17 protein-coding genes are annotated in these 20,455 nt (G+C 43.4%); 10 read left to right on the forward strand and 7 right to left on the reverse strand.

Translation table 11 applies throughout. The annotated features are described in order from the left end of the window. Window positions 1-2: 2 nt before the first annotated feature. The 4 genes from M3180_RS21910 to M3180_RS21925 are packed head-to-tail and all read right to left on the reverse strand — an operon-like array spanning window position 3 to window position 5,172. On the reverse strand, window positions 3-824 hold the full coding sequence (locus M3180_RS21910; RefSeq protein WP_251671498.1) for a CheR family methyltransferase: 822 nt from the start codon (window positions 822-824) through the stop codon (window positions 3-5). Next, the gene (locus M3180_RS21915) at window positions 821-2,527 is read right to left on the reverse strand and encodes a methyl-accepting chemotaxis protein (RefSeq protein ID WP_251671499.1); all 1,707 of its coding nucleotides are present in this window, start codon (window positions 2,525-2,527) and stop codon (window positions 821-823) included. The genes M3180_RS21910 and M3180_RS21915 overlap by 4 nt, the downstream gene beginning before the upstream one ends. Before the next feature lie 17 nt (window positions 2,528-2,544). Continuing rightward, window positions 2,545-3,036: a chemotaxis protein CheW gene (locus tag M3180_RS21920; protein ID WP_251671501.1), complete on the reverse strand. Its 492-nt coding sequence runs from the start codon at window positions 3,034-3,036 to the stop codon at window positions 2,545-2,547. Window positions 3,037-3,057: 21 nt separating this feature from the next. Continuing rightward, window positions 3,058-5,172, reverse strand: coding sequence for a chemotaxis protein CheA (locus tag M3180_RS21925; protein ID WP_251671503.1), 2,115 nt, complete (start codon window positions 5,170-5,172; stop codon window positions 3,058-3,060). A gap of 222 nt (window positions 5,173-5,394) precedes the next feature. On the opposite strand from M3180_RS21925, the gene M3180_RS21930 reads away from it, so the two are divergent. The 3 genes from M3180_RS21930 (at window position 5,395) to M3180_RS21940 (ending at window position 8,673) form a co-directional block, all read left to right on the forward strand. Then, entirely contained in the window at window positions 5,395-5,814 is a 420-nt protein-coding gene (locus M3180_RS21930; protein ID WP_349774504.1) for a helix-turn-helix domain-containing protein, read from the forward strand. A gap of 352 nt (window positions 5,815-6,166) precedes the next feature. Then, entirely contained in the window at window positions 6,167-7,567 is a 1,401-nt protein-coding gene (gene thrC, locus M3180_RS21935) for a threonine synthase (protein WP_251671506.1), read from the forward strand. 173 nt (window positions 7,568-7,740) lie between these two features. Beyond that, window positions 7,741-8,673 carry a manganese-dependent inorganic pyrophosphatase gene (locus M3180_RS21940; RefSeq protein ID WP_251671507.1) on the forward strand — a complete coding sequence of 311 codons (933 nt, stop codon included), beginning with the start codon at window positions 7,741-7,743 and terminating at the stop codon, window positions 8,671-8,673. A 107-nt stretch (window positions 8,674-8,780) separates the two neighbouring features. Here the strand turns inward: M3180_RS21940 and M3180_RS21945 are convergent, their stop codons facing one another. From M3180_RS21945 to M3180_RS21955, 3 genes are read right to left on the reverse strand one after another with little or no spacing between them, the layout of a single operon-like run. Then, window positions 8,781-9,443 carry a metal-dependent hydrolase gene (locus M3180_RS21945; RefSeq protein ID WP_251671509.1) on the reverse strand — a complete coding sequence of 221 codons (663 nt, stop codon included), beginning with the start codon at window positions 9,441-9,443 and terminating at the stop codon, window positions 8,781-8,783. A 26-nt stretch (window positions 9,444-9,469) separates the two neighbouring features. Further along, window positions 9,470-9,631, reverse strand: coding sequence for a hypothetical protein (locus tag M3180_RS21950; RefSeq protein ID WP_251671511.1), 162 nt, complete (start codon window positions 9,629-9,631; stop codon window positions 9,470-9,472). 15 nt (window positions 9,632-9,646) lie between these two features. Continuing rightward, entirely contained in the window at window positions 9,647-11,701 is a 2,055-nt protein-coding gene (locus M3180_RS21955; RefSeq protein WP_251671512.1) for a beta-galactosidase, read from the reverse strand. A gap of 153 nt (window positions 11,702-11,854) precedes the next feature. Between M3180_RS21955 and M3180_RS21960 the strand changes: the two genes are divergently transcribed. The 7 genes from M3180_RS21960 (at window position 11,855) to M3180_RS21990 (ending at window position 20,165) form a co-directional block, all read left to right on the forward strand. Beyond that, window positions 11,855-12,709, forward strand: a complete 855-nt coding sequence (locus M3180_RS21960; protein WP_251671513.1) for an EamA family transporter — start codon at window positions 11,855-11,857, stop codon at window positions 12,707-12,709. Window positions 12,710-12,954: 245 nt separating this feature from the next. After that, window positions 12,955-13,557 (forward strand): nitroreductase family protein, encoded by a 603-nt coding sequence (locus M3180_RS21965; RefSeq protein WP_251671515.1) that lies wholly within the window; start codon window positions 12,955-12,957, stop codon window positions 13,555-13,557. A 13-nt stretch (window positions 13,558-13,570) separates the two neighbouring features. Next, window positions 13,571-14,503, forward strand: a complete 933-nt coding sequence (locus M3180_RS21970) for an AEC family transporter (RefSeq protein ID WP_251671516.1) — start codon at window positions 13,571-13,573, stop codon at window positions 14,501-14,503. Between the two features lie 623 nt (window positions 14,504-15,126). Continuing rightward, entirely contained in the window at window positions 15,127-15,888 is a 762-nt protein-coding gene (locus tag M3180_RS21975; RefSeq protein WP_251671519.1) for an SDR family NAD(P)-dependent oxidoreductase, read from the forward strand. Between the two features lie 34 nt (window positions 15,889-15,922). Next, on the forward strand, window positions 15,923-17,776 hold the full coding sequence (locus tag M3180_RS21980; RefSeq protein WP_251671520.1) for a sensor histidine kinase: 1,854 nt from the start codon (window positions 15,923-15,925) through the stop codon (window positions 17,774-17,776). Further along, window positions 17,769-19,055, forward strand: coding sequence for an ABC transporter substrate-binding protein (locus M3180_RS21985; RefSeq protein WP_251671522.1), 1,287 nt, complete (start codon window positions 17,769-17,771; stop codon window positions 19,053-19,055). Before M3180_RS21980 ends, M3180_RS21985 begins: the two co-directional genes overlap by 8 nt. 15 nt (window positions 19,056-19,070) lie before the next feature. Continuing rightward, window positions 19,071-20,165 carry a LacI family DNA-binding transcriptional regulator gene (locus tag M3180_RS21990; protein WP_251671524.1) on the forward strand — a complete coding sequence of 365 codons (1,095 nt, stop codon included), beginning with the start codon at window positions 19,071-19,073 and terminating at the stop codon, window positions 20,163-20,165. The last annotated feature ends 290 nt before the right edge of the window (window positions 20,166-20,455 follow it).

The following is a 20,455-nucleotide window of genomic DNA, read 5'->3' on the forward strand; positions in this document are numbered from 1 at the left end:
ACTTATTCTTTTCGATAAACGGAAGGCATTACGTACTTATAGCCGTATTGATTCCGATCAAGTGCTTCTGAATGTCCGATAAACAGGTATCCACCGGGCTCAGTAGCATCATAAAACTTTCGTATGATTGCATCCTTAGTCGGTCCGTCAAAATAGATCATTACATTTCTGCAAAAAATAGCATGAAACCTTCGTTTGAACGGATAGACAGGCTCCATAAGGTTGAATTTCCGAAAAATAATTTCTTTTTTTATTTTATCGGTCAAGCTAAAGCTCCCATCACTCGATTCATTAAAGTATTTCGTCTTCCACACAGCAGGGAGTGGAGCCACCCATTCTGCAGGGTAGCTCCCAGTGATCGCCTTATGTAGAGCCTTTGTCGATATATCTGTTGCTAGCAGGCTTGTGTCCCAGCCTAACTTATGACTTCCGAAAAATTCATCAATAATCATCGCGATGGTATAAGGCTCTTCGCCAGTCGAGCAGCCTGCACACCATATACGCAAATCACGATCGTTAAGCTGCTTCACTAATGTTGGCAGAACCACATCACGCAAAAAGTGAAAGTGATTGGCCTCGCGCATGAAAAAGGTATGGTTTGTTGAAATGCTATTGATAAGCTCCGTAGCTGCTTGGCCTGATCGATCAGCCAGCAAATACTCGTAATATTCAGAGTAGTTGTGAAGCTGGTGTGCATGTAGCTGCTGCTGTAGTCTACCTACTAGCAGCGCTTTCTTCTCCGCCTTCAGATGAATACCGTAGTTTCGATGAATGTATGCCGCAAGCTGTTGAAACTCTTGCTCTGTAATCGTTAACGGAATCAATATTTTCCGAACTCCTTATCGCTAAAAGCAGAAGTATCTAGGCCAGCTGCAGCTTCTGCAAATTGATCGTCGACAGAGCTTGGTTTATTCGTAATTTTGGAAGCATGGCTGTTATACGCATTCGAGCTATAATAATTATCGTTATATGACGTTAGCTTATGTCTTAGCTTGAAGCGACTCACTTGATCCTTAAGCATTTGCGCTTGTCCAGTAAGCTCCTCGCTGGCAGCAGCACTTTCTTCAGAGGTAGCAGAGTTCATCTGTATAACTTGAGAAACCTGAAGCAGGCCTTGGTTGATTTGTGATACTGCTACAGATTGCTCAGAAGAAGAATCTGCTGTCTCTCTTGCGAGCTCCGAGATCGTTGTAATATCTGTAACAATTTCATTGAGAGCGGTGGCTGTCTCATTAGCGATCTTCATACCACCATCGACCTTACGGATAGAGCCTTCGATCATCTCAGTTGTTTCCTTTGCGGCATTAGCAGAACGGGCTGCCAGATTGCGAACCTCCTCGGCAACAACAGCAAAGCCTTTGCCATGCTGACCAGCTCTAGCGGCTTCGACAGCTGCATTAAGCGCTAGTATATTTGTTTGGAAAGCTATTTCATCGATGACCTTAATAATTTTAGAGATGCTTGCTGATGAAGTATTAATATCATCCATCGCTACAAGCATTTCCTTCATACGTTCATTGCCCTTAAGCGCATTGTCTCTTGCTTTTAATGTAGTGTCGGTCGAATGCATTGCATTGTCAGCATTCTGCTTAATTTTTGTAGATATTTCTTCAAGCGAGACAGTAAGCTGCTCAACCGAGCTTGCTTGTTCGGTAGCACCCTGTGAAAGCAATACACTAGACTCAGACATTTGCTTCGCACCAGATGTCACTTGATCAGCAGCTGCAGTAATATTGGACATAATCTCGTTGAGGTTGTCTGACATTTTACTGAAGGCTTCCGCTAGCTGTCCGATTTCATCATGGGATTCAACTGCTACGTTCACATCTAGGTTACCGTCAGCAATGCGATTTGCGGTGTCAACCAGTTGGTTAACCGGACGACTAATGGAGCGTGAGATGAATATACCTAGAGCGATAGCTGCAAGCATAGCAGCAATAATAATAACAACCATAATTACCATTGTATTTTTTGATAATTCAGTCATCTCGTTATCAATATTTTTACCGTTCGTCACCTTGTCGCGGAATACTGTTTCGATTGCAACATCGGTTTTATCTGATATATCCTGTGCATCATTCATGACTTGTATGGCTTTGTCTAGCTGACCACTCATCGTTAATTCAATAGCTTGGTCACGTGCTGCAATATATTGCTCAACATAAGTAATTAAGTCTGTATAGTTTTTCATCATATGATCGAACTGAATCGTACTTTGAAAGACTTCCAAGTCTTCATTCATTAGCGCATCGTTAGCTGCTATTTCTCGCTTATATTCTTCCTGCAATGCTCGGTCATCAGTTAGCATCATTGATCTTAATAGCGCACGGTTTTTGTGGAAATAGTTACCGACCATCCCGATTTCCTCAAGTGGTAATCCGTAGTTCTTGTACATTTCGGTGTAGTTTTTGTCGATATTATTCAAATTAACTATACCAATAACGCCTACAATTCCCGCCAGCATGGAAATGATGACGAATGAGCTAATCAGCTTTTTGCTTAACTTCATATTGTAAAACCATTTCATGTTCGTTTCCTCCGATGTTAGTTAAGGTTTGCGAGCTTTTCAGTCTCGTCTTCATTAATTAGCTTTCTGCAATTAAGCAGCAGCTTTACTTCTTCGCCTGCTTTACCTATCCCTTGTATGTATCGATTCGTCATTTTTGTATATTCTGGCGGTTGTACAATTTCTGTATCAGGGATAGATAACACCTCAGATACGCTATCGATAATGAGGCCGATCGCAGTATCTTCAACAGCGATTACAATAATACAGGTTCTATCGTTATATTCACGAAATTGTTTTTTGAACCGCAGCCTGACGTCCATAACAGGAATGATCTTTCCTCGCAAATTAATAATGCCGCGAATATATTCAGGCAACTCAGGAACGTCGGTTATGGGCTGAATTCCAATAATTTCGGTGACGTAACGAATCTCAATGCCATACGATTCATTGCCCAGCGTGAAAGTAAGGTATTTATCTTTTTGTTCGTCCTCTTCCTCGCTGAACGTGTTCAATGAAGCTTGATCCATGCTGTAATCCTCCATTCATTATCAATTGCTGTTGATGCTTGATACGTGGCTTGAGCTCATCACCTCAGCTATATTAAGAATAAGGCTAATGCTTCCATCACCAAGCAGAGTGCAGCCTGATAAGTCGTTGATGTTGCGGTTAAGCTTTCGGAAGTAAGGGGGTAAAGGCTTAATCACGACCTGCTGCTGCCCAATGAGTTCATCGACAAACAGGCAAAGGCTTTTGTCATCTTGCTCAATCATAATTAAAATACCTTGCGTATAGTCAGTATCCTTATCCGAAACATGATGGAATCGCTCATGTAATGATACGATAGAGTAAATCTCGCCACGAACCATCACCATACGATTGCCACTTGGATCAGTGATAAGATCCTTAGGCTGAGGACGGAAGGACTCCTTGATCGATGTAGTAGGCAGCGTATAGTGTGCAGAGCCAACACGTACATTCATGCCGTCAATGATGGCTAGTGTTAGAGGAATCTTCATCGTTACTGTTGTACCCTCACCAGGCACGCTATCAACGTAAATGGTACCGCCGACCTCTCCAATATTGCTTGCTACAACATCCATACCGACACCTCTACCACTGAATTCAGTGATCTGCTCCTTCGTTGATAGACCAGGATGAAAGATGAGATTATATGCATCTCGATCGGATATCTCGCTATCCTCTGCAGTAAGCAGTCCATTACTGATAGCTTTTGCAATAATTTTGTCACGATTTAACCCTTTTCCGTCATCCTTCACCATGACAAGGACGTCACTACCGATATTTTTTGCTTCTAGTGTGACGGTTCCGTTAGCCGATTTACCGCTAGCTTGTCTTTCTTGGGCCGATTCAATGCCATGGTCTATAGCATTTCGCACCAAATGCATGAGTGGGTCCGATATATGATCGATGACGGTTTTGTCTATTTCTGTCTCATCACCTATTAATATAAACTCTATATCCTTGTTTAGCTTGCGAGACATATCACGCGACACACGCCGCATTTTAAGGAAGGTAGCTGTTAAAGGTATCATTCGAATAGACATAACGGTGTCTTGCAGCTCACCCGTTATTTTGCGTAATTGTCCGGATGCTTTGAAGAGCTGTGAGTCGCCGTTATGCTGTGTATCATCTAAGCTAGTGAACATCGCTTCGGCGATAACAAGCTCACCTACTAAATCCATAAGACGATCTAGCTTTTCGACATGTACACTAATCATCTGGGAATGTGACGAGCTTTTGCTATTAGCTGATAATGTCTTCTGGACATCAGTCTGCGTACTATTATGCTGAGTGGAAGCTAAGCTCTGATTAGAGTTAATCGTTTCAGTAGCAGCCGGCTCAAGCAGTGCATCATTTAGCTCAACTGACATATCGGGAAACTCTTCAATGAAGCCTTCATCGGCAAGCTGTTCACCTAACCAAGCATCAACGGCATGCAGCTCTAAAGTGTCCAAGTAAGAGGTTTTCATTAATAACTCATGCATTTGTTCATATTGGAGCGTGGATTCTATCATAAGATGAAAGCCGCGGTCTTTAATTAGTTGAATACTATTTTCAGAATCTTCAATCAATTCAACTGGTTCATGGTAACAGCGTGTTGATGCTTCTGCTAATTGGTGTACTAGTTGAAATGCTCGGATGTTCTCCATCTCGCAATCCTTATAGAAATATATGATTGCGTGATAGACGTAAAGCGGTTCATTGTCATGATGAATAATTGGTGTCGTAGCCTCACTTGGCGCATCTAGGCTGGTGGCAAGAAATTGCTGAATCTGATGTATGAGAGAGGTAGCAGAACCGTCAGCAGGTTCTCCGTTGGAAATTTTCCCAATCTCATCCTTGAAGAAATCTACGCTTTGTAGAACAACATCGGATAACGACTTAAAATCAACTGCAATTGGCTTGTCTTCTCTCAAATGATGAAACAAATCTTCAATAGCATGTGCTGCTTCAGCAATTTGCATATATTGCATCATTGAGGACGAGCCCTTTAATGTGTGCATGTTGCGGAAAATTTGGTTGATAGATTCAGCGGAGAAGCAATTCGCTAATTCACAGTCTAGAATAACGGCTTCTGTTTGTTCGATCATTTGATTGGATTCAAATATGTACATTTCCAGTATTGGATCAGAATCGTTCATTATGCAAAGGATCATCCTCTCATGATGTGGTTCTTATTAACTATCATTAATACTAAAGTCCTAATCAATTGCCAAATCGTGGAATGCTGGCTATAATTAGAAAATAGAATACGTAGGTCATTATATACGTATTTACGAAAAATGACAATCATATTTATTCGTAATAACGAAAGAAAATTTGTTGAAATATGCGTAAATAGGGGGGGATAGAAGATCAAATCGATAAAACAGCGTCTTAAAGAGCTTCGTAAAAAAGAGGGACTTACGATGCAGCAGTTCGCTGATAAAATTCAGGTATCAGTGGGTAATGTAGGGGATTGGGAAAGTGAAAAACGCACTTCAGTGCCTGGAGCAAGCACGCTTGTCGCCATTGCTAATACTTTTAATGTTTCTTTAGATTGGTTGTTACTAGGTAAAATGAATCATGATAACGATTTGTCTAGGTCTGAAGTTTCGGATTCAACACCATTGAAGTCATTAGATCATTATCTTGCCGCTACCTCAGATGAAGATATACGCAAGCTGATGGAAGCAGCGGTAGCTTTACCGCGCTCTGATTTGCAGATGCTAAATATGATTGCCCTCCATTTGATAGAAAAGAAGCAATCGGATGTTATGGAACAATCCTATAAGGCTAATTAAATGAATTCTTTAATATAAAGAAATATGCGATTTGCTGCATGATTATAGTGAGTGTCATAATAAGCTGCATTATGAGCGGTTAACAGCTAGCCGTAATAGTGCAGCTTTTTTATGAGGATCAAGAAAGTAAATTTGTAGAAAATCGCAAAAATCATAAAGAAAAAACAGGCGGTTAATTGCATTCATATGTCATTATCCTTTATTGTAGATATATATGTTAATGCACCCTAATCTATCGTATAACTGGCTTGTTTAGGAATATTGCAATTCAACATTCATTTTTCAAGTAAACGATGGTAAAATGCTAATAATATACGTGTACGAAAGTGCAGTAGAAGCAGGAGGAAAAATAATGGAGTACATTAGTACAAGAGGCAAGGTCGGTAGTATCGGCTTTATCGATGCATTTATGATGGGTCTAGCTAACGACGGTGGTTTACTAATCCCTAAGGAAATTCCGGTAATTTCAACTGAGACATTAAAATCATGGAGCAAGCTAAGCTATACTGATCTCGTGCTTGAAATTTTCTCATATTTTACAAACGATGAAATCCCTAAGGACGATCTTAAGGAGCTTGTTACAGCAAGCTATAGCAGCTTCCGTCATACTGAGGTGACACCTGTTACGAAGCTCTCTGACGAGTTGTATCTGCTAGAGCTATTCCATGGGCCTACGTTCGCCTTTAAGGATGTTGCGCTGCAGTTTATGGGTCAGTTCTATTCCTATGTTGCGAAGAAAAAAGGTGTACGCATCAATATTTTAGGTGCGACGTCTGGGGATACTGGTGCATCAGCGATTGAAGGTGTTCGCGGTAAGGAAGGCATCAATATTTGCATCCTCCATCCACATGGCAAAGTTAGTAAGGTGCAAGAGCTGCAAATGACTACGGTTCAGGATGATAATGTACTGAATCTTTCTGTCGATGGAAACTTCGATGATTGCCAGCGCATCATTAAAGAGCTGTTTGCTGATCTAGAGTTTAAGTCAGCTAACGATCTAGCGGCAATTAACTCAATCAACTTTGTTCGGATTCTTGCGCAAATTGTGTACTACTTCTATGCTTACTTCAAAGTCGCTGCCAATATCGGAGTGGATAAAGTAAACTTCAGCGTGCCAACAGGAAACTTTGGCGATATCTTTGCTGGCTATATGGCTAAGCGTATGGGCCTTCCTGTTAACAAGCTAATTCTAGCAACGAACGAAAACAATATACTTGAGCGCTTTATTAAAGAAGGCGTCTATATGCCAGGTGATTTCCGCATGACCTATTCCCCATCGATGGACATTCAAGTGGCAAGCAACTTTGAGCGTTACTTGTATTATGTGCTAGGTGAGGATGCAGAGCTGATTACGAAGGTCATGGAGCAATTCAAGGTTGAGGGCGAAATCTCGATCACAGGTGAAGCGCTAGAGAAGGTTCAAGAGGAGTTTAGCGCACATGGTGTATTAGGTGCGGAATGCCTAGCTACTATCTCAAGCGTTAAAACAGATGTAGATTACTTACTTGATCCGCATAGTGCATGTGGCGTTGCTGCTGCGAAGCAATGTGCAGCTCCAGGAGAGATTACTGTATCACTTGCTACGGCTCATCCAGCAAAGTTCAATGAAGCGATTGAGCGTTGTGGTATCGACCAGCAATATCCAGAGCAAATTAAAGTGCTGTTTGACAAAGAACAGCGTCAAACGCGCATTGCCGGAGATAAAGATGCGATTGCAGCTGCAATCGAGGAATTCTATAACAGTAAAAAATAGAAAAATGAGGCCGATACACCGCGACGCGACGGGTGTGTCGGCCATTTTCTATTATAATGCTAATTCAGTAAAGCTATAATGTATGAGAAGTGTTCATAGGACTGGGAATTGTAGGTTGAACCGAGTATAATAACAAGTAGAAATCTATCTAATGGTATAAGGAGTTATCAAACATGGCAAAAACGTTGATCTTTGGACACAAAAATCCAGACACGGATACGATTACATCAGCATTAGTGTATGCTGATCTAAAAACGAAGCTAGGCGCAGATGTAGAAGCGGTTCGCTTAGGCGAAGTGAATGGCGAAACAAAATTCGCACTGGACTATTTTGGTGCAGAGGCTCCTCGTCTTGTTACTACTGTAGCGAATGAAGCGAGTGAAGTGATTCTAGTAGACCATAATGAGCGCCAGCAAAGCGCTGATGATATCGATCAAGTACGCGTTGTTGAAGTAATCGATCACCACCGTATTGCGAATTTTGAGACAAGCGCACCTCTATATTTCCGTGCTGAGCCTGTTGGCTGCACAGCTACAATTCTGAAAAAGCTTTATAAGGAAAATGGTGTTGAGATTACGAAGCAAGCAGCGGGACTTATGCTGTCAGCAATCATCTCTGACTCCTTACTATTCAAATCACCAACATGCACAGAGCAAGATATTGCTGCAGCGAAAGAGCTTGCTGAAATCGCGGGTGTAGATGCACAGGTGTATGGACTTGACATGCTAAAAGCAGGCGCAGATCTAAGCGACAAAACGATTGAGCAGCTTATTTCACTAGATTCCAAAGAGTTTTCTATGGGCAACTATAAAGTAGAAATCGCACAAGTGAATGCAGTGGATACGAACGATGTATTGTCTCGCCAAGGTGAGCTTGAAGCAGCTCTTAACGGCATTATTGAAGCGAAAGGCCTTGACCTGTTCGTGTTAGTTACGACTGATATCTTGAACAACGACTCTATCGCGCTTGCTCTAGGCAGCAAAGCTGGAGCTGTTGAAAAAGCTTATAACGTGAAGCTTGATAACAACACAGCGCTATTAAAAGGCGTCGTATCTCGTAAATCTCAAATCGTTCCAGTGCTAACTGATACATTGAGTGCAATGTAATAAAGGAAGCATTAGCAATCGAATAGATGCGTTACAGTCATATAGACTATACGTAAATACGAAAAAGGCGTTCTGTTCTCCAGTAGGAGGACAGAACGCCTTTTCTATTACAGCTTAAGCTTAAATTTCTTTTTTGTGATGGGGTAGAGCACCTTCACACCTGCAGGTGTAAACATATCCGCTACGATATGTGACAGATACGTAAGCATCGAAGCAATGCCTATTCCATCAATGCCTAGCTGCTGCTCTAGTCCGAAGCCAATCCAGCCCCATATGGGGACGATCCAGATCGTATGTGTCAGCCCTCTATGGCTTAGCCACGGAGCGATGATGACAAATGCGCCTAGGCCTATTAACCAATACCAGCCTTGATCGAAGCCGTACACTGCAAGCATTATTCCAACGAGGCTAACTAATGCATTTCTCCAGAAGCCTCGTGAAACAAGCAAGCCAAGAAGCGTAGCGACGATCGATGCTGCAAAGGCTGCAAGCAGCCAATCTGGACGAAATGACGCTTGGGTATAGGTTAGCCAGCCTAGCAACAAAAGCGAGGATAAACCGACAACAATGAGACTTGTATGAAGAATTCGACTTACCTTCGTAAGCTTGCGCGTAAGTACACTAGGCCCGTCTAGATCAGCCGCGAGTCCCGAGAAGCCGCCGATACCAGCAAAAAATAAGATCGTGTCGAGCTCCCCAGCTGGTGCGTGTACCAAGCCGTAGATTCCTCCAATAACAGCGCCAATGGTCAAATGTGTTTTACCGTTCATAGATCCTCCAGAAGTCCATCGTAACGCTATAAATGCTTATGATTAATGCGTTCATTGCGAATCATTTGTTCTAGCTTTTCAATTAGAATGACGTCCATCTGATCCGCTTTTTCATTCCTAAGCCAGCCCCAGCGTTTTTTACGCTTAAGCAGCTTAAGTAAATATTCCTTTTCAAGTAGTGTAAACATATGATTCCCCCCTCATTACGCCTTGCGCAGGATGAGTACATCATAGCCTTCCAGAATAATATCCCCTTGTAGCGTTTGATTCGTAATCATGTCAACAGCTGGTTCATGAAGGCTAATCTCAGCTGGCTGCTCATTATAATTAAGCAAGAAGTAGTATTGCTCCTCTTCATTGCCTCGCAGTGCAAGCTCAACCTGCTCTGGCAGCTCAAGCCATGGAGCGGGAGTACTCACTACGTCGAGCTGCTGCAAAATATAATGTGCAGCTTCTTCTGAAAACACGGAGCCATAATAGGTTGCAGTACCTTTACCGAAGCGATTCTGTGTAAGTGCTGGCTTTCCTTTATAATAATCCTGATCATATACAGCAAGCACATCAACAGTCGCTGAAACCGGCTGTATAATCTCATTGAAATGAGCGGCTTCCAGTGTGCTTTGATCGCTGCAGGTCAACGTTGTAGCTGGTCGAGTACCCTTTAATACTGTATATTCCTCAAGCGTTATTCCAGTAAGCGTACTGAGAACACCAGGGAATGGCAGCATATAACAATGTCCGCGTTGATCCTTATAACCTGAGCGACAGCCAAATACAATATGCCCGCCTGCAACCACATAAGCTTCAAGCAGCTGAGCAGTTGCCTTTGACATAATCGCAGGATGCGGGTAGACGAGCAGCTTATAGCGCTGCAGCTCTGCGAGTGTCGTTTCTTCATTCATATACAATACATCACTAGGAATATGCTTACGGGTTAGCGCCTTAAACCATTCTTTACCGCTTTTCCAGCCAAAAGGTCCGTGCCATACATCGTATTCGCCATCCCACTCATTATTATAATCTCTTACAATCGCAACGTCGGCTTGATAGGTCGTCGCTGCAAGCTGATCGCTAAGCAGCTGAAGCTCTTTACCGACCTTAGCAGCCTCTGCCACTCTTCGATTGGGTGTATTCCCATAATCATTTAGGCCATGCCAGTATATTTCTTGACCGAAGGTCGCCGTTCTCCAACGGAAATAAACGACAAGATTAGCGCCATGCGCAATGGATTGATAGCTCCATAGACGCAGCTGACCTGGTTTTGGAGACGGCATATCCATTTTGTTCACCCATCCGCCTGGCCCAGCCTGTTGCTCCATAATGCAAAACTGAGGAGATATCGAGCGAACCGTGCTTAACGTCAAGCTCCAGGAGCGATCATATAATGGTCGTTTTTCCTTAGGATCGGTATTTATAGTCGAGAATTGAGGATAGGAGTCATAGCTGAAAAAATCAAGCAGCTCCTTTGTAAGCTGATGGCTGTTAAGGTGACCGAACAAGCCGTTCGTTGTAATAAAATGATGAGGTGCATGCTCAGCAATAATATCAGCTTGGATTTTTGCATAAGCAATCACACTGTCAGATATGAAGCGCTTCTCATCTAAAGCAAGATGCGGATTCGGTTGCTTACCTCCGGGCACAAGCCTTGGCAGATGAACCTGACTCCAGCTCGAGTACGTTTGGCTCCAAAATACAGTACCCCAGGCATCATTCAGCTTCTCCAGCGTGCCATAACGCTGCTTCACCCATTCGCGGAAAGCCTCATGATCAGTCTCGCTGTAAAATTCGCCAATTTCACAGTTAAATTCATTATCAAGCTGCCAGCCAACAACTGCAGGGTTGTCCTTATAATGCAGCACAAGCGCTTCCGTTATCGCAGCGCTGAGGCGATGATAGGTCGTGCTTGTATAGTTCGTATGACGACGCAGTCCGTGATGCAGTAGATGACCTTCTACTGTTGCATTCAATACCTCTGGGTATTTCTCAGTTAGCCATGCAGGTGGAGTTGCCGTTGGCGTACCGATAATAACCTTTAACCCGTGCTTATGAGCGAGTCTAAGCATATAATCAAAATCTTTAAACTGGTAGTTGCCTTCCGTAGGTTCAAATATTGACCAAGCAAATTCTCCCACTCGAATAAGTGATATGCCCGTTTCCTTCATACGGATCATATCATCTTCCCACATTTCTTCTGGCCATTGCTCTGGATAATAGCACACACCGAGCATAAGCTGCTCGTTAATATTAAAAGCTTTCATCTATTAAAACTCCTCTCTAGCATTAACAACCGTTTAGATAGATTGTATCGTGTCACAGTTGGCAAATACAACAATTCATTGAAACATTCCGCAGTCAGCGATAGAATAGAGCCATATGTCTGTCATCATTGCCATCATAGAAAGGAATACAATATGTGGTTGTTATTTGCTTTATTTTCAGCAATTGCTTTTGGGGTACGGGGAAGCCTCTATCACTGGACTAGTAATCTTGGGCTAAACCGTAATTTAATGCTATGCGGAGTTTTCGCATCAGGGGCAATTATTAACGGTGTTGCTGCTGCCGTAACTGGAGCTGAGTGGAATGCTGCTACGTGGATTGGCTTGCAGATGGGACTGTTCTCTTTCCTGGCAAGCACATGTATGTATCAAGGGTTTGTTGTGGGCAAGGCGTCATTGATTGCGATATTAACGGCTTTGCCACCAGTTGTCGTTGTACTCGTCGCTTATCTGCTATGGGGAGAAAAGCTGCACGCTATGCAATGGGTTGCCTTTGCTATCCTTGTTGGCGGGATACTCGTCATCCGTTACTCGAATGATCTGTCACTGCGCAATCTTCAAGGGGCGCATTGGGGCATATTGACCATGCTATTTTTTGCAGGTAATGACCTGACGACGAAGTGGGCTACGATGGAAGGGGCTAGCATGTTCCCTACGCTTACGACGATGTTTGTAACGGGAGCAAGCTGCTTTGCACTAATGTTCCTCCTGAATGCACGTAAGCCAGCTGCTAAGCCGGCGAAGCATAGCAACAAGCGTACCTTCAGTATCGGTCTTGCTGTCGGTATATCAAATTCAGTGGGCATGATCTTAAGTATGCAGGCTTTTGGCATCGGTATGACGGGACTTGTATCTGCTATTATTGCGATGAATGTGGTCGTTATTTTACTTTATTCTCGTTTTATCGTGAAAGTGCCATTTACGAAGCTAGAGCTGGGCGGAATGTGCCTTGCATTTATCGGAGTGTTGTTGATTCATTTGTTTAAGTGATATAGTATAGCTTGTCGGGCTTTGATTACGAGGTAAACCTTCGTAGTTTACTCGACGTCGAATATGGAACGCTACCGAAAACTCTGGTGCTCACGTACCAAAACCGTACGCTGCGCTCCTCGTTTTCTAGTATCGTCCCATCTTCTCGGTACTGAAAGCCCGACTAATTCAGGAAGATAATGCGGGCTTTGATTACTAGACCGAAAGCCCGATTGTTCAACACGTACTTACAAGGAGGAAATTATATGAGTAACCAAAACGGAAACTACAATGCGGATGTGCTTCAGGCTCGCAAGCCGCAGCATGGAGTAAATCCTCTTTTTGTGAATCGCTGGTCGACACGTGCATTCCAGCCCTATACGCTATCTCAGCAGGAGCTGTATGCCATCCTTGAAGCAGGGCAATATGCACCATCAGCGAATAATTTTCAGCCATGGCGTTTCTTTATCGCAGCTACTGAAGAAGAAAAATCTTTATTCCAGTCATTCATCATGCCTCGCAACCTGATTTGGAGCCAGCATGCTTCGGCTTATATTTTGCTTGCTTCAGACTCCCTTACCGCTGAGGGTAAGGAATATGGCATGCATGCCTTTGATACGGGAGCAGCTTGGCAGGCGATGGCCTTACAGGCTAATATGCTAGGCTTGTCAACAAGAGCAATGGGCGGCTTTGATAAAGCAGCAGCGAAAGAGAAGCTTGCAATGCCAGCATCGCTTCATCCACAAATCGTTATTGCAGTTGGTAAACCGGGCAGTTTAGAGCAGCTAGACGAATCCTTCCATGAAGCGAATAAACCAACTCCTCGCAAGCCGCTTGATGAGCTCATCATGCCTTATCGCGTGAAGTAGGGAGCAAAAGTTAATGAGTATATTTCTGCATATCTTATTAACGAATGTTATGCCGATGTCAATTATGATTGCCATCGGCATTTTACTGGAAAGGATTTTCCATCTAGATATCAAAACACTATCTAAGCTGAATTTCTATCTTTTTTCGCCTGCTGTTATATTTACCCTGCTCTATGAAACACCTATTGCTATGGATTTAATCGGCAAGGTGCTGTTATTCTTCTTTAGCTTTATGATACTACAGTACTTGCTCGTGGAGCTCGTCGTTCGCTTAAGACGCTATAGACCAACGATGCGAAGTGCAATGCGCAATAGTGTTCTATTTTATAATAGTGCCAACTATGGCATACCGCTTAACCAGCTCGCTTTTGCTGGGAATAAGGAAACGCTGGGCATACAGATCATTATTATGATGTTTCAATCGCTTATTCCTAACACCTACGGAATCTATAGTGTGAACTCACATAAATCGAATATGAAGGATGTTTGGAAGACGATTATTGGGATGCCGGTCATCTACGTCATTCCGTTAGCATTTTTGCTTCGAGGGTTTGAGGTACCAATTCCGGATCCGATTCAAACACCGCTTAATTATGTGTCGGATGCTTTTATCGGGACTGCGCTGCTAACGCTGGGTGTACAGCTTGGTCAGATGGAATGGAAGATCTCTCGTTCTCTTGCGATTGATGTAAGTATTTCAGGTGTGCTTCGGTTAATCGGAGGTCCGCTGCTTGCATGGGCAGTCGTGACGCTGCTTGGCATAGAGGGCATAACGGCAGCAGCGCTCATCGTATCATCTGCTGTACCGACTTCTTTGAGTAGTGTGCTGCTAGCAGTCGAGTTTGATAATGAGAAGGAATTTGCGTCTCAGGCAGTATTTGTTTCAACGTTAATTAGTATTGTTACTGTGGCAATAGTTATATTTGCTCTTAATATCCACGTTTAGAGGTGGCTAAAAAATTCGAATTTTATAACGAAGTAAATACAAGATGTTACTCGGCATCGAATCTTGAATTCAGCCGAGCTTTCCGATGCTCACGTACCAACTACGTACGCTGCGCTTCTCAATCTCTAGCTTTATCCAACTACAGCGTTTTGAAAAAACGCACATCGGAAGCTTAAGCTTTGGTTCTGAAACCCGAACTTTTGAGCAATATTTAAAGTGGTAGCTAAAAAGTTCGAATTTTATAATGAAGTGTATACAATGTGTTACTCGGCATCGAATCTTGAATTCAGCCGAGGGATTATGCTTCCGAAGCATGTTTTCTACGAAAACATTGTAGATGCTCACGTACCAACTACAAGCATATGCGTACGAAGTCGTTTTCTTCGAAAACGTTTAGCTGCGCTTCTCAAGCTCTAGCTATATTTTCTACAGTAACCAGCAATTATATATAATAATTTTAGGCTATCTTCACTTATACGAGGTGAGGATAGCTTTTTTGTTGTGCAATGATTAGGACATATATAGTAGAGGTCAAAAAGCTTTAATAAAAATAAAATGCATGATAAATGTTAGTGATTATGGTAGCATAAAAGCTAACAAAACTAATAGTTAGGGGAATGACGATGAATATAAACCTATCGGGTAAAACCGCATTAATTACAGGTGCTACAGGGGATTTGGGCCGCGTGATGGCACGTACCCTCGCAAAGTGTGGCGCGAATATCGTGATCCATTACAACTCAAATGCTGCTAAGGCGAAAGAATTGAAGGAAGAGCTGGAAGCACTGAATGTAAAGGCAATAACGGTACAAGCTGATATTACGAAGCAAGAGCCTATACAAGCGATGCATGCTGCGATCACTCAGCAGCTAGGCACAGTAGATATCGTCGTTGCTAATGCGGTAATTCAGTATCAATGGACTTCGATCCTAGAGCAAGCTCCAGAGGATTACCAAGGACAATTTGATTCCTGTGTTATGCAAAGCGTTTATTTGGCTAAAAGCTTTATCCCAGATATGATCGTGAAGGGTGAAGGACGGTTCATCGGCATAAATACGGAATGCGCCATGCAGAACGCACCTACGCAATCAGCATATGTAGCTGGAAAGCGAGGGATGGACGGAGTATATCGCGTGTTGGCCAAAGAGGTTGGAGCACACGCGATTACAGTAAATCAGATTGCACCTGGCTGGACGATCAGTGAACGTGATCGAGCGACAGGGACAGAGGTCAATGAAGGCTATAGCTCATCCGTACCGTTGAAGCGTAGAGGCACAGATCAAGAAATCGCTAATGTAGTGGCATTCCTTGCATCAGATTTATCAAGCTTTATAACAGGGGCATATATTCCTGTAAATGGCGGCAATGTGATGCCAGCTATCTAGCAGTAATAAGGTATACGTATAGGGGGATATCATCGTGAGTGTTAAGCAGCGTGTAGGTGACATGAAAATGGATCGCAAGCTCATGCTTTCGTTCATTGTGCTTGTGTCGATTCCGTTGTTTATTATTGGCTATTATTCCTCTGAAAAGTATACGCAATCGATCGAGCAGAAGACGATTGCTTACTCAATGAAGATGCAGGATAGTATGATGGTTCGTATCGATGATTATATTGAGGATATGGTTAGCATCTCCTCGATTCCTGTCTATATGGATGATATAAAAGAGAATCTCATTCGCTCCAATGCTTATTACGCTGAACGTCAGCACGAGGGAGAGAAGCAGGTGATGCCAAACAATTTCTCTCAGCTGCTCTCGATTCAGCGTGCGATAGAGGGCGAGCTTAGCTTTATTAACTCGATTAAACGAGGCGCTAATTCGGTATATTTGTTTGATTCCTATGGCAACAGCTATTATTCTATCGTTTCAGGAGGCATTCGTAACAATCTCGAGCAAAGCTATCTTAATTGGATGTCTGAGCTGGAGCATTCAAGAGGAGAAGCGCTTCTGCTGCATACTGAAAAATACATAAGTAATTTGCAATCGGAGAAATACGCCTTCACCGTCGTTCGTAAAATTATGGACCGGAGCCTGCAGCCTATTGGTCTAATTGCGATTGATGCAGCGATCAGTGTCGTTGATGATCAGATGATAGAGCTCGATCAGGTGACAAAGGGGACCTCGTTAATTGTTGATGAGCAGGGGAATGTGATCTACGACAGTCAAAAGCAATGGATCGCGAGCAACCGGAGCGATCAGGAACTGATTAGAGAAGCGAGACTTGAGCACGGAAGCTTTTATCGTGCTGAGAACGATGATGAGTGGCTGAACATCTATTCCACCTCAGAGAGCACAGGCTGGAAGGTCATTACTTCAATTCCTGTACGAGAGTTAACGAGTGAGACGACTGCGGTGAAGCGGGTGATCTGGATTACAACAGCGATAGCGGTTGTCATTTCTATCATCGTTGCTATCTTTCTATCGCTTGCGATTACTCGACCTCTGCGCACGATGGCCCGTTTAATGAAGCGAGTGCAGGAGGGGAATTTCCAAGTCAAGTTCCCAGTTAAATATCGTGATGAGGTTGGGATGCTAGGAAGTCAATTTAACCGAATGACGGTACGACTGGATCAGCTAATTCAAGATATTTATGACATGGAGACGAAGAAAAATAAAGCTGAGCTGCAGGCGCTGCAAAATCAGATTAATCCACATTTTATGTATAACACACTAGAAACCATTCGAATGAGCGCCGAGATGAATGACGATAGTTTAACCGCAGATATGATCGCAACCTTAGGTAAGCTGCTTCGGTACAGCATAGGCGATTTGGATGGGCACACGGTGCTGAAGGATGAACTGCTACATGTACAGCATTATGTTGAGCTGCTTAATTATCGTTACCCCGATCGGTTTGAGCTGATCTGTAAAGTAGACGTGGAGCTGTTAAACAAAACAGTCATGAAGCTCATGTTACAGCCTATTGTGGAAAATGCGATCTATCATGGTCTAGATGATTTGAATGAAACAATGGTTATAACGATCCGTTCTGAGCTTAGGCAGCAGCAGCTTGCGCTCATCATTTCCGATAATGGTATAGGCATTGACGAGCAAAGGCTAGCTGAGCTCAATGTTGGCTTGCGTGCTAATAGCTCCTCGGATGATGGGGACAGAAAAGATGCAGGTGGGATCGGCTTGAAAAACGTAAATGAGCGAATAAAGCTTCAGTATGGACAGCGTTATGGCTTGTATGTTAACAGCACTGCAGGGTGTGGTACTGAGGTTGTGATATTGCTTCCTGTAGAAAGGAGAGCGATAAGCTATGCGTAAAGTAATCTCCTCTATGCTGCTCATATTGCTGTTGTTAGCTCTGCTGAACGGCTGCCTAAAGCAGGAGACGCCTCGAGAGGCTCCAATTGAGCTAATAAAGGAAGAGGAGACCACAGCAAAGCCTATAACGCTTCACATTCTTACTAACCGAGTGGATCTTATCGATAATGGGGGCTTTGGGCTATATGCACAACAATTTGAGCAGGTGCACCCTAATGTGAAGCTAAGCTTCGAGGGGTTAACCAACTATGTGTCAGATATATCGGCGCGGCTATCAACGCAGGATTATGGGGACGTACTGCTGATTCCTAATCATATGAAAAATGAGGATTTACCGCAATATTTCGAACCATTACCCGAAACACTGTTTGAAAACATACGATTTGCCGATTATAAATCATATAAAGGCAAGCGCTATGGCATTGCTGCAGGGGCTTCCTCGACAGGAATTGTCTATAACAAGAGAGCGTTCGAGCGAGCGGGGATTGATAAACTGCCGACGACGCTTGATGAGTTTTATGAAGTATGTCAGAAGCTGAAGGACGCAGGAATTACACCACTTTACTTGAATTATGGAGCCCAGTGGCCGCTTATGAATTGGGGAGAAGAGCTCGTTAGTATTATGAATGGTGACCCAGGTTATCTAAATTCGCTTGTAAATTCTGATGAGCCGTGGCAGATCGACAACGAATGGGGAATGAGCATTTCGATTGTGAAGACTCTAATCGATAAGGGCTTTGTTGAGCGCTCGTTAATTTCCAATCAATGGGAAGCGTCGAAGCTTGAATTCGTAGAAGGTCGAGCAGGCATGTATCTGCTCGGTAACTGGGTTATTACTCAGCTCATCTCGCTCGGAGCAGATCCAGACACGATTGGATTTTTCCCATTTCCGTATCGTAATGAAAAGCCGATCTATTCTCCGATGAATCCAGATTGGTTCGTAGCGGTCAGCAGGTACAGTGAGCACAAGGACTTGGCTGTGAAATGGGTAGATTACTTTATTCACGAGTCGGGGTTTGTTGATGATTCAGGCTTTCTGCCTATTGATACGACGAAGCAGCCGTCACTAGAGCAATATAAGGAATTTCTATCCTATGGCAGTATCCCTGTCGAGCGACAGGTTCCAAGTGATGAGCTGCTCGAGATCGCATCTACAGCTCGTATTACGTTTTGGTCGGGGCTCTACATTCAGGAATGGATAGCCGCACCGAGCTTAGAAGAAATTTTCGAGGAATATAATGCACGCTGGAAGGAAGCTAGAGAGCTACAACAGCATTAAGGTGGTATGTTACAGATGGCTAAAAAGGTTACGATGCAGCAAATTGCGAATTATTTAGGTGTTTCAAAATTTGTTGTATCAAAGGCGTTGTCCGGTAAAGGAGGCGTTAGTGAAGCGACGAAGGAGCGAGTGCTTGACGCAGCAGCTCAGCTAGGGTACTTTGCACAACGTCCTGTATCAAAACAGATAAAGTCGGATCCAAGACGCACGGATTCAAGCTCCTCGAAGCAATCGGTGCTCGTGCTTATGCCGAATATTCGCTTCCAAACGAAGGAATCGCTCTACTGGGGGAGAATACTCGATGGCATCTCGGCAGAGCTGCAAAAGCGTGATATCGGAATGGCGATACTGTCAGAACAGAATGCAGAACGTCTCACCGGCTTAATTAACCCAGATGGAATTATGGGGATGATTGGCGTTGGGGAGATATCATCAGCCATGCTGCTCGATATTCGCAGATTAGGCATATCAATGGTGCTTGTCGATCATGAGGATGATCTTATTCCGCTCGACAGCATCTTCGTAGACAATTTCGAGGCAGTGCATCGTTTAACAAAGCAGCTGCTTACAACGGGAAGGGAGGATATTGCGTTTCTCGGCAATATTCACTTTTCTCGCAGCTTTTATGATCGGTACCTTGGCTATCGGGCAGCAGTCGAAGCGCATTATTACGCGAAGCCCGAGCATCGTGCTCAAATCTATCCTTGGCTTGAACGTAGTTTACTGACGCTGGAGGGCTATGAACGGGCTCATTTTACAGAGCAAATTAAGCAATGGCTGATTCAGCTTAAACAGCTGCCAACGGCAATCATATGTGCTAACGATACGATTGCGCTGAGCTTAATGGACGTATTGAAGGAGCGGGGCATTGACGTGCCTGAGCAGCTCTCAATAACCGGCTTTGATAATATTGAAGACTCCTACACAAATGAGCTGCCGCTAACGACCGTGCACGTCCCGAAGGAAATGCTCGGTAAAAAAGCAGTTGAGCGTCTACTTAATCGTCTGCAGCATCAGGATGAGCCCATCGTGAAGCTGCTTGTTAAAAGTGAAATCATTTACCGCGAATCGACCTCGCTTAAGCTCGATACAGCTAAAATGCATCAGTAAGCATGAGGGGCTGCCAAACGTCATTGAATATGACCTTGGCAGCCCCTTACTATTGTCGCCTGATAAGTAAGCTAGATGTCACCGCTTGTTTATATCAGTTTTTACACAGAGTACTTCAATAATTTTGCAAGGTTTAATATTTATTATTCCTAAAGTAGTTATCTGAATCAATTTCATAAATCTAAAGCCTTGCTAGATCTAGCTTTCTAATGTACAGAAAAAGGAGTACCTCCCTAAATCTCGAATTGATTAAGTGACCAAACGAAACCAATGAGATGAGGTGTACTCCC

Origin of the sequence: Paenibacillus camelliae (genome assembly GCF_023715345.1) — a bacterium.
Taxonomy (GTDB): domain Bacteria; phylum Bacillota; class Bacilli; order Paenibacillales; family Paenibacillaceae; genus Pristimantibacillus; species Pristimantibacillus camelliae.

Bases quoted from the DNA above. Each gene is read 5' to 3' on its own strand.
- M3180_RS21950 (WP_251671511.1), bottom strand. From the start codon at position 9,631: ATGTTTACACTACTTGAAAAGGAATATTTACTTAAGCTGCTTAAGCGT.
- thrC (WP_251671506.1), top strand. From the start codon at position 6,167: ATGGAGTACATTAGTACAAGAGGCAAGGTCGGTAGTATCGGCTTTATC.
- M3180_RS21915 (WP_251671499.1), bottom strand. From the start codon at position 2,527: ATGAAATGGTTTTACAATATGAAGTTAAGCAAAAAGCTGATTAGCTCA.
- M3180_RS21985 (WP_251671522.1), top strand. From the start codon at position 17,769: ATGCGTAAAGTAATCTCCTCTATGCTGCTCATATTGCTGTTGTTAGCT.
- M3180_RS21965 (WP_251671515.1), top strand. From the start codon at position 12,955: ATGAGTAACCAAAACGGAAACTACAATGCGGATGTGCTTCAGGCTCGC.
- M3180_RS21975 (WP_251671519.1), top strand. From the start codon at position 15,127: ATGAATATAAACCTATCGGGTAAAACCGCATTAATTACAGGTGCTACA.
- M3180_RS21925 (WP_251671503.1), bottom strand. From the start codon at position 5,172: ATGAACGATTCTGATCCAATACTGGAAATGTACATATTTGAATCCAAT.
- M3180_RS21945 (WP_251671509.1), bottom strand. From the start codon at position 9,443: ATGAACGGTAAAACACATTTGACCATTGGCGCTGTTATTGGAGGAATC.
- M3180_RS21940 (WP_251671507.1), top strand. From the start codon at position 7,741: ATGGCAAAAACGTTGATCTTTGGACACAAAAATCCAGACACGGATACG.
- M3180_RS21920 (WP_251671501.1), bottom strand. From the start codon at position 3,036: ATGGATCAAGCTTCATTGAACACGTTCAGCGAGGAAGAGGACGAACAA.
- M3180_RS21990 (WP_251671524.1), top strand. From the start codon at position 19,071: ATGGCTAAAAAGGTTACGATGCAGCAAATTGCGAATTATTTAGGTGTT.
- M3180_RS21970 (WP_251671516.1), top strand. From the start codon at position 13,571: ATGAGTATATTTCTGCATATCTTATTAACGAATGTTATGCCGATGTCA.
- M3180_RS21955 (WP_251671512.1), bottom strand. From the start codon at position 11,701: ATGAAAGCTTTTAATATTAACGAGCAGCTTATGCTCGGTGTGTGCTAT.
- M3180_RS21960 (WP_251671513.1), top strand. From the start codon at position 11,855: ATGTGGTTGTTATTTGCTTTATTTTCAGCAATTGCTTTTGGGGTACGG.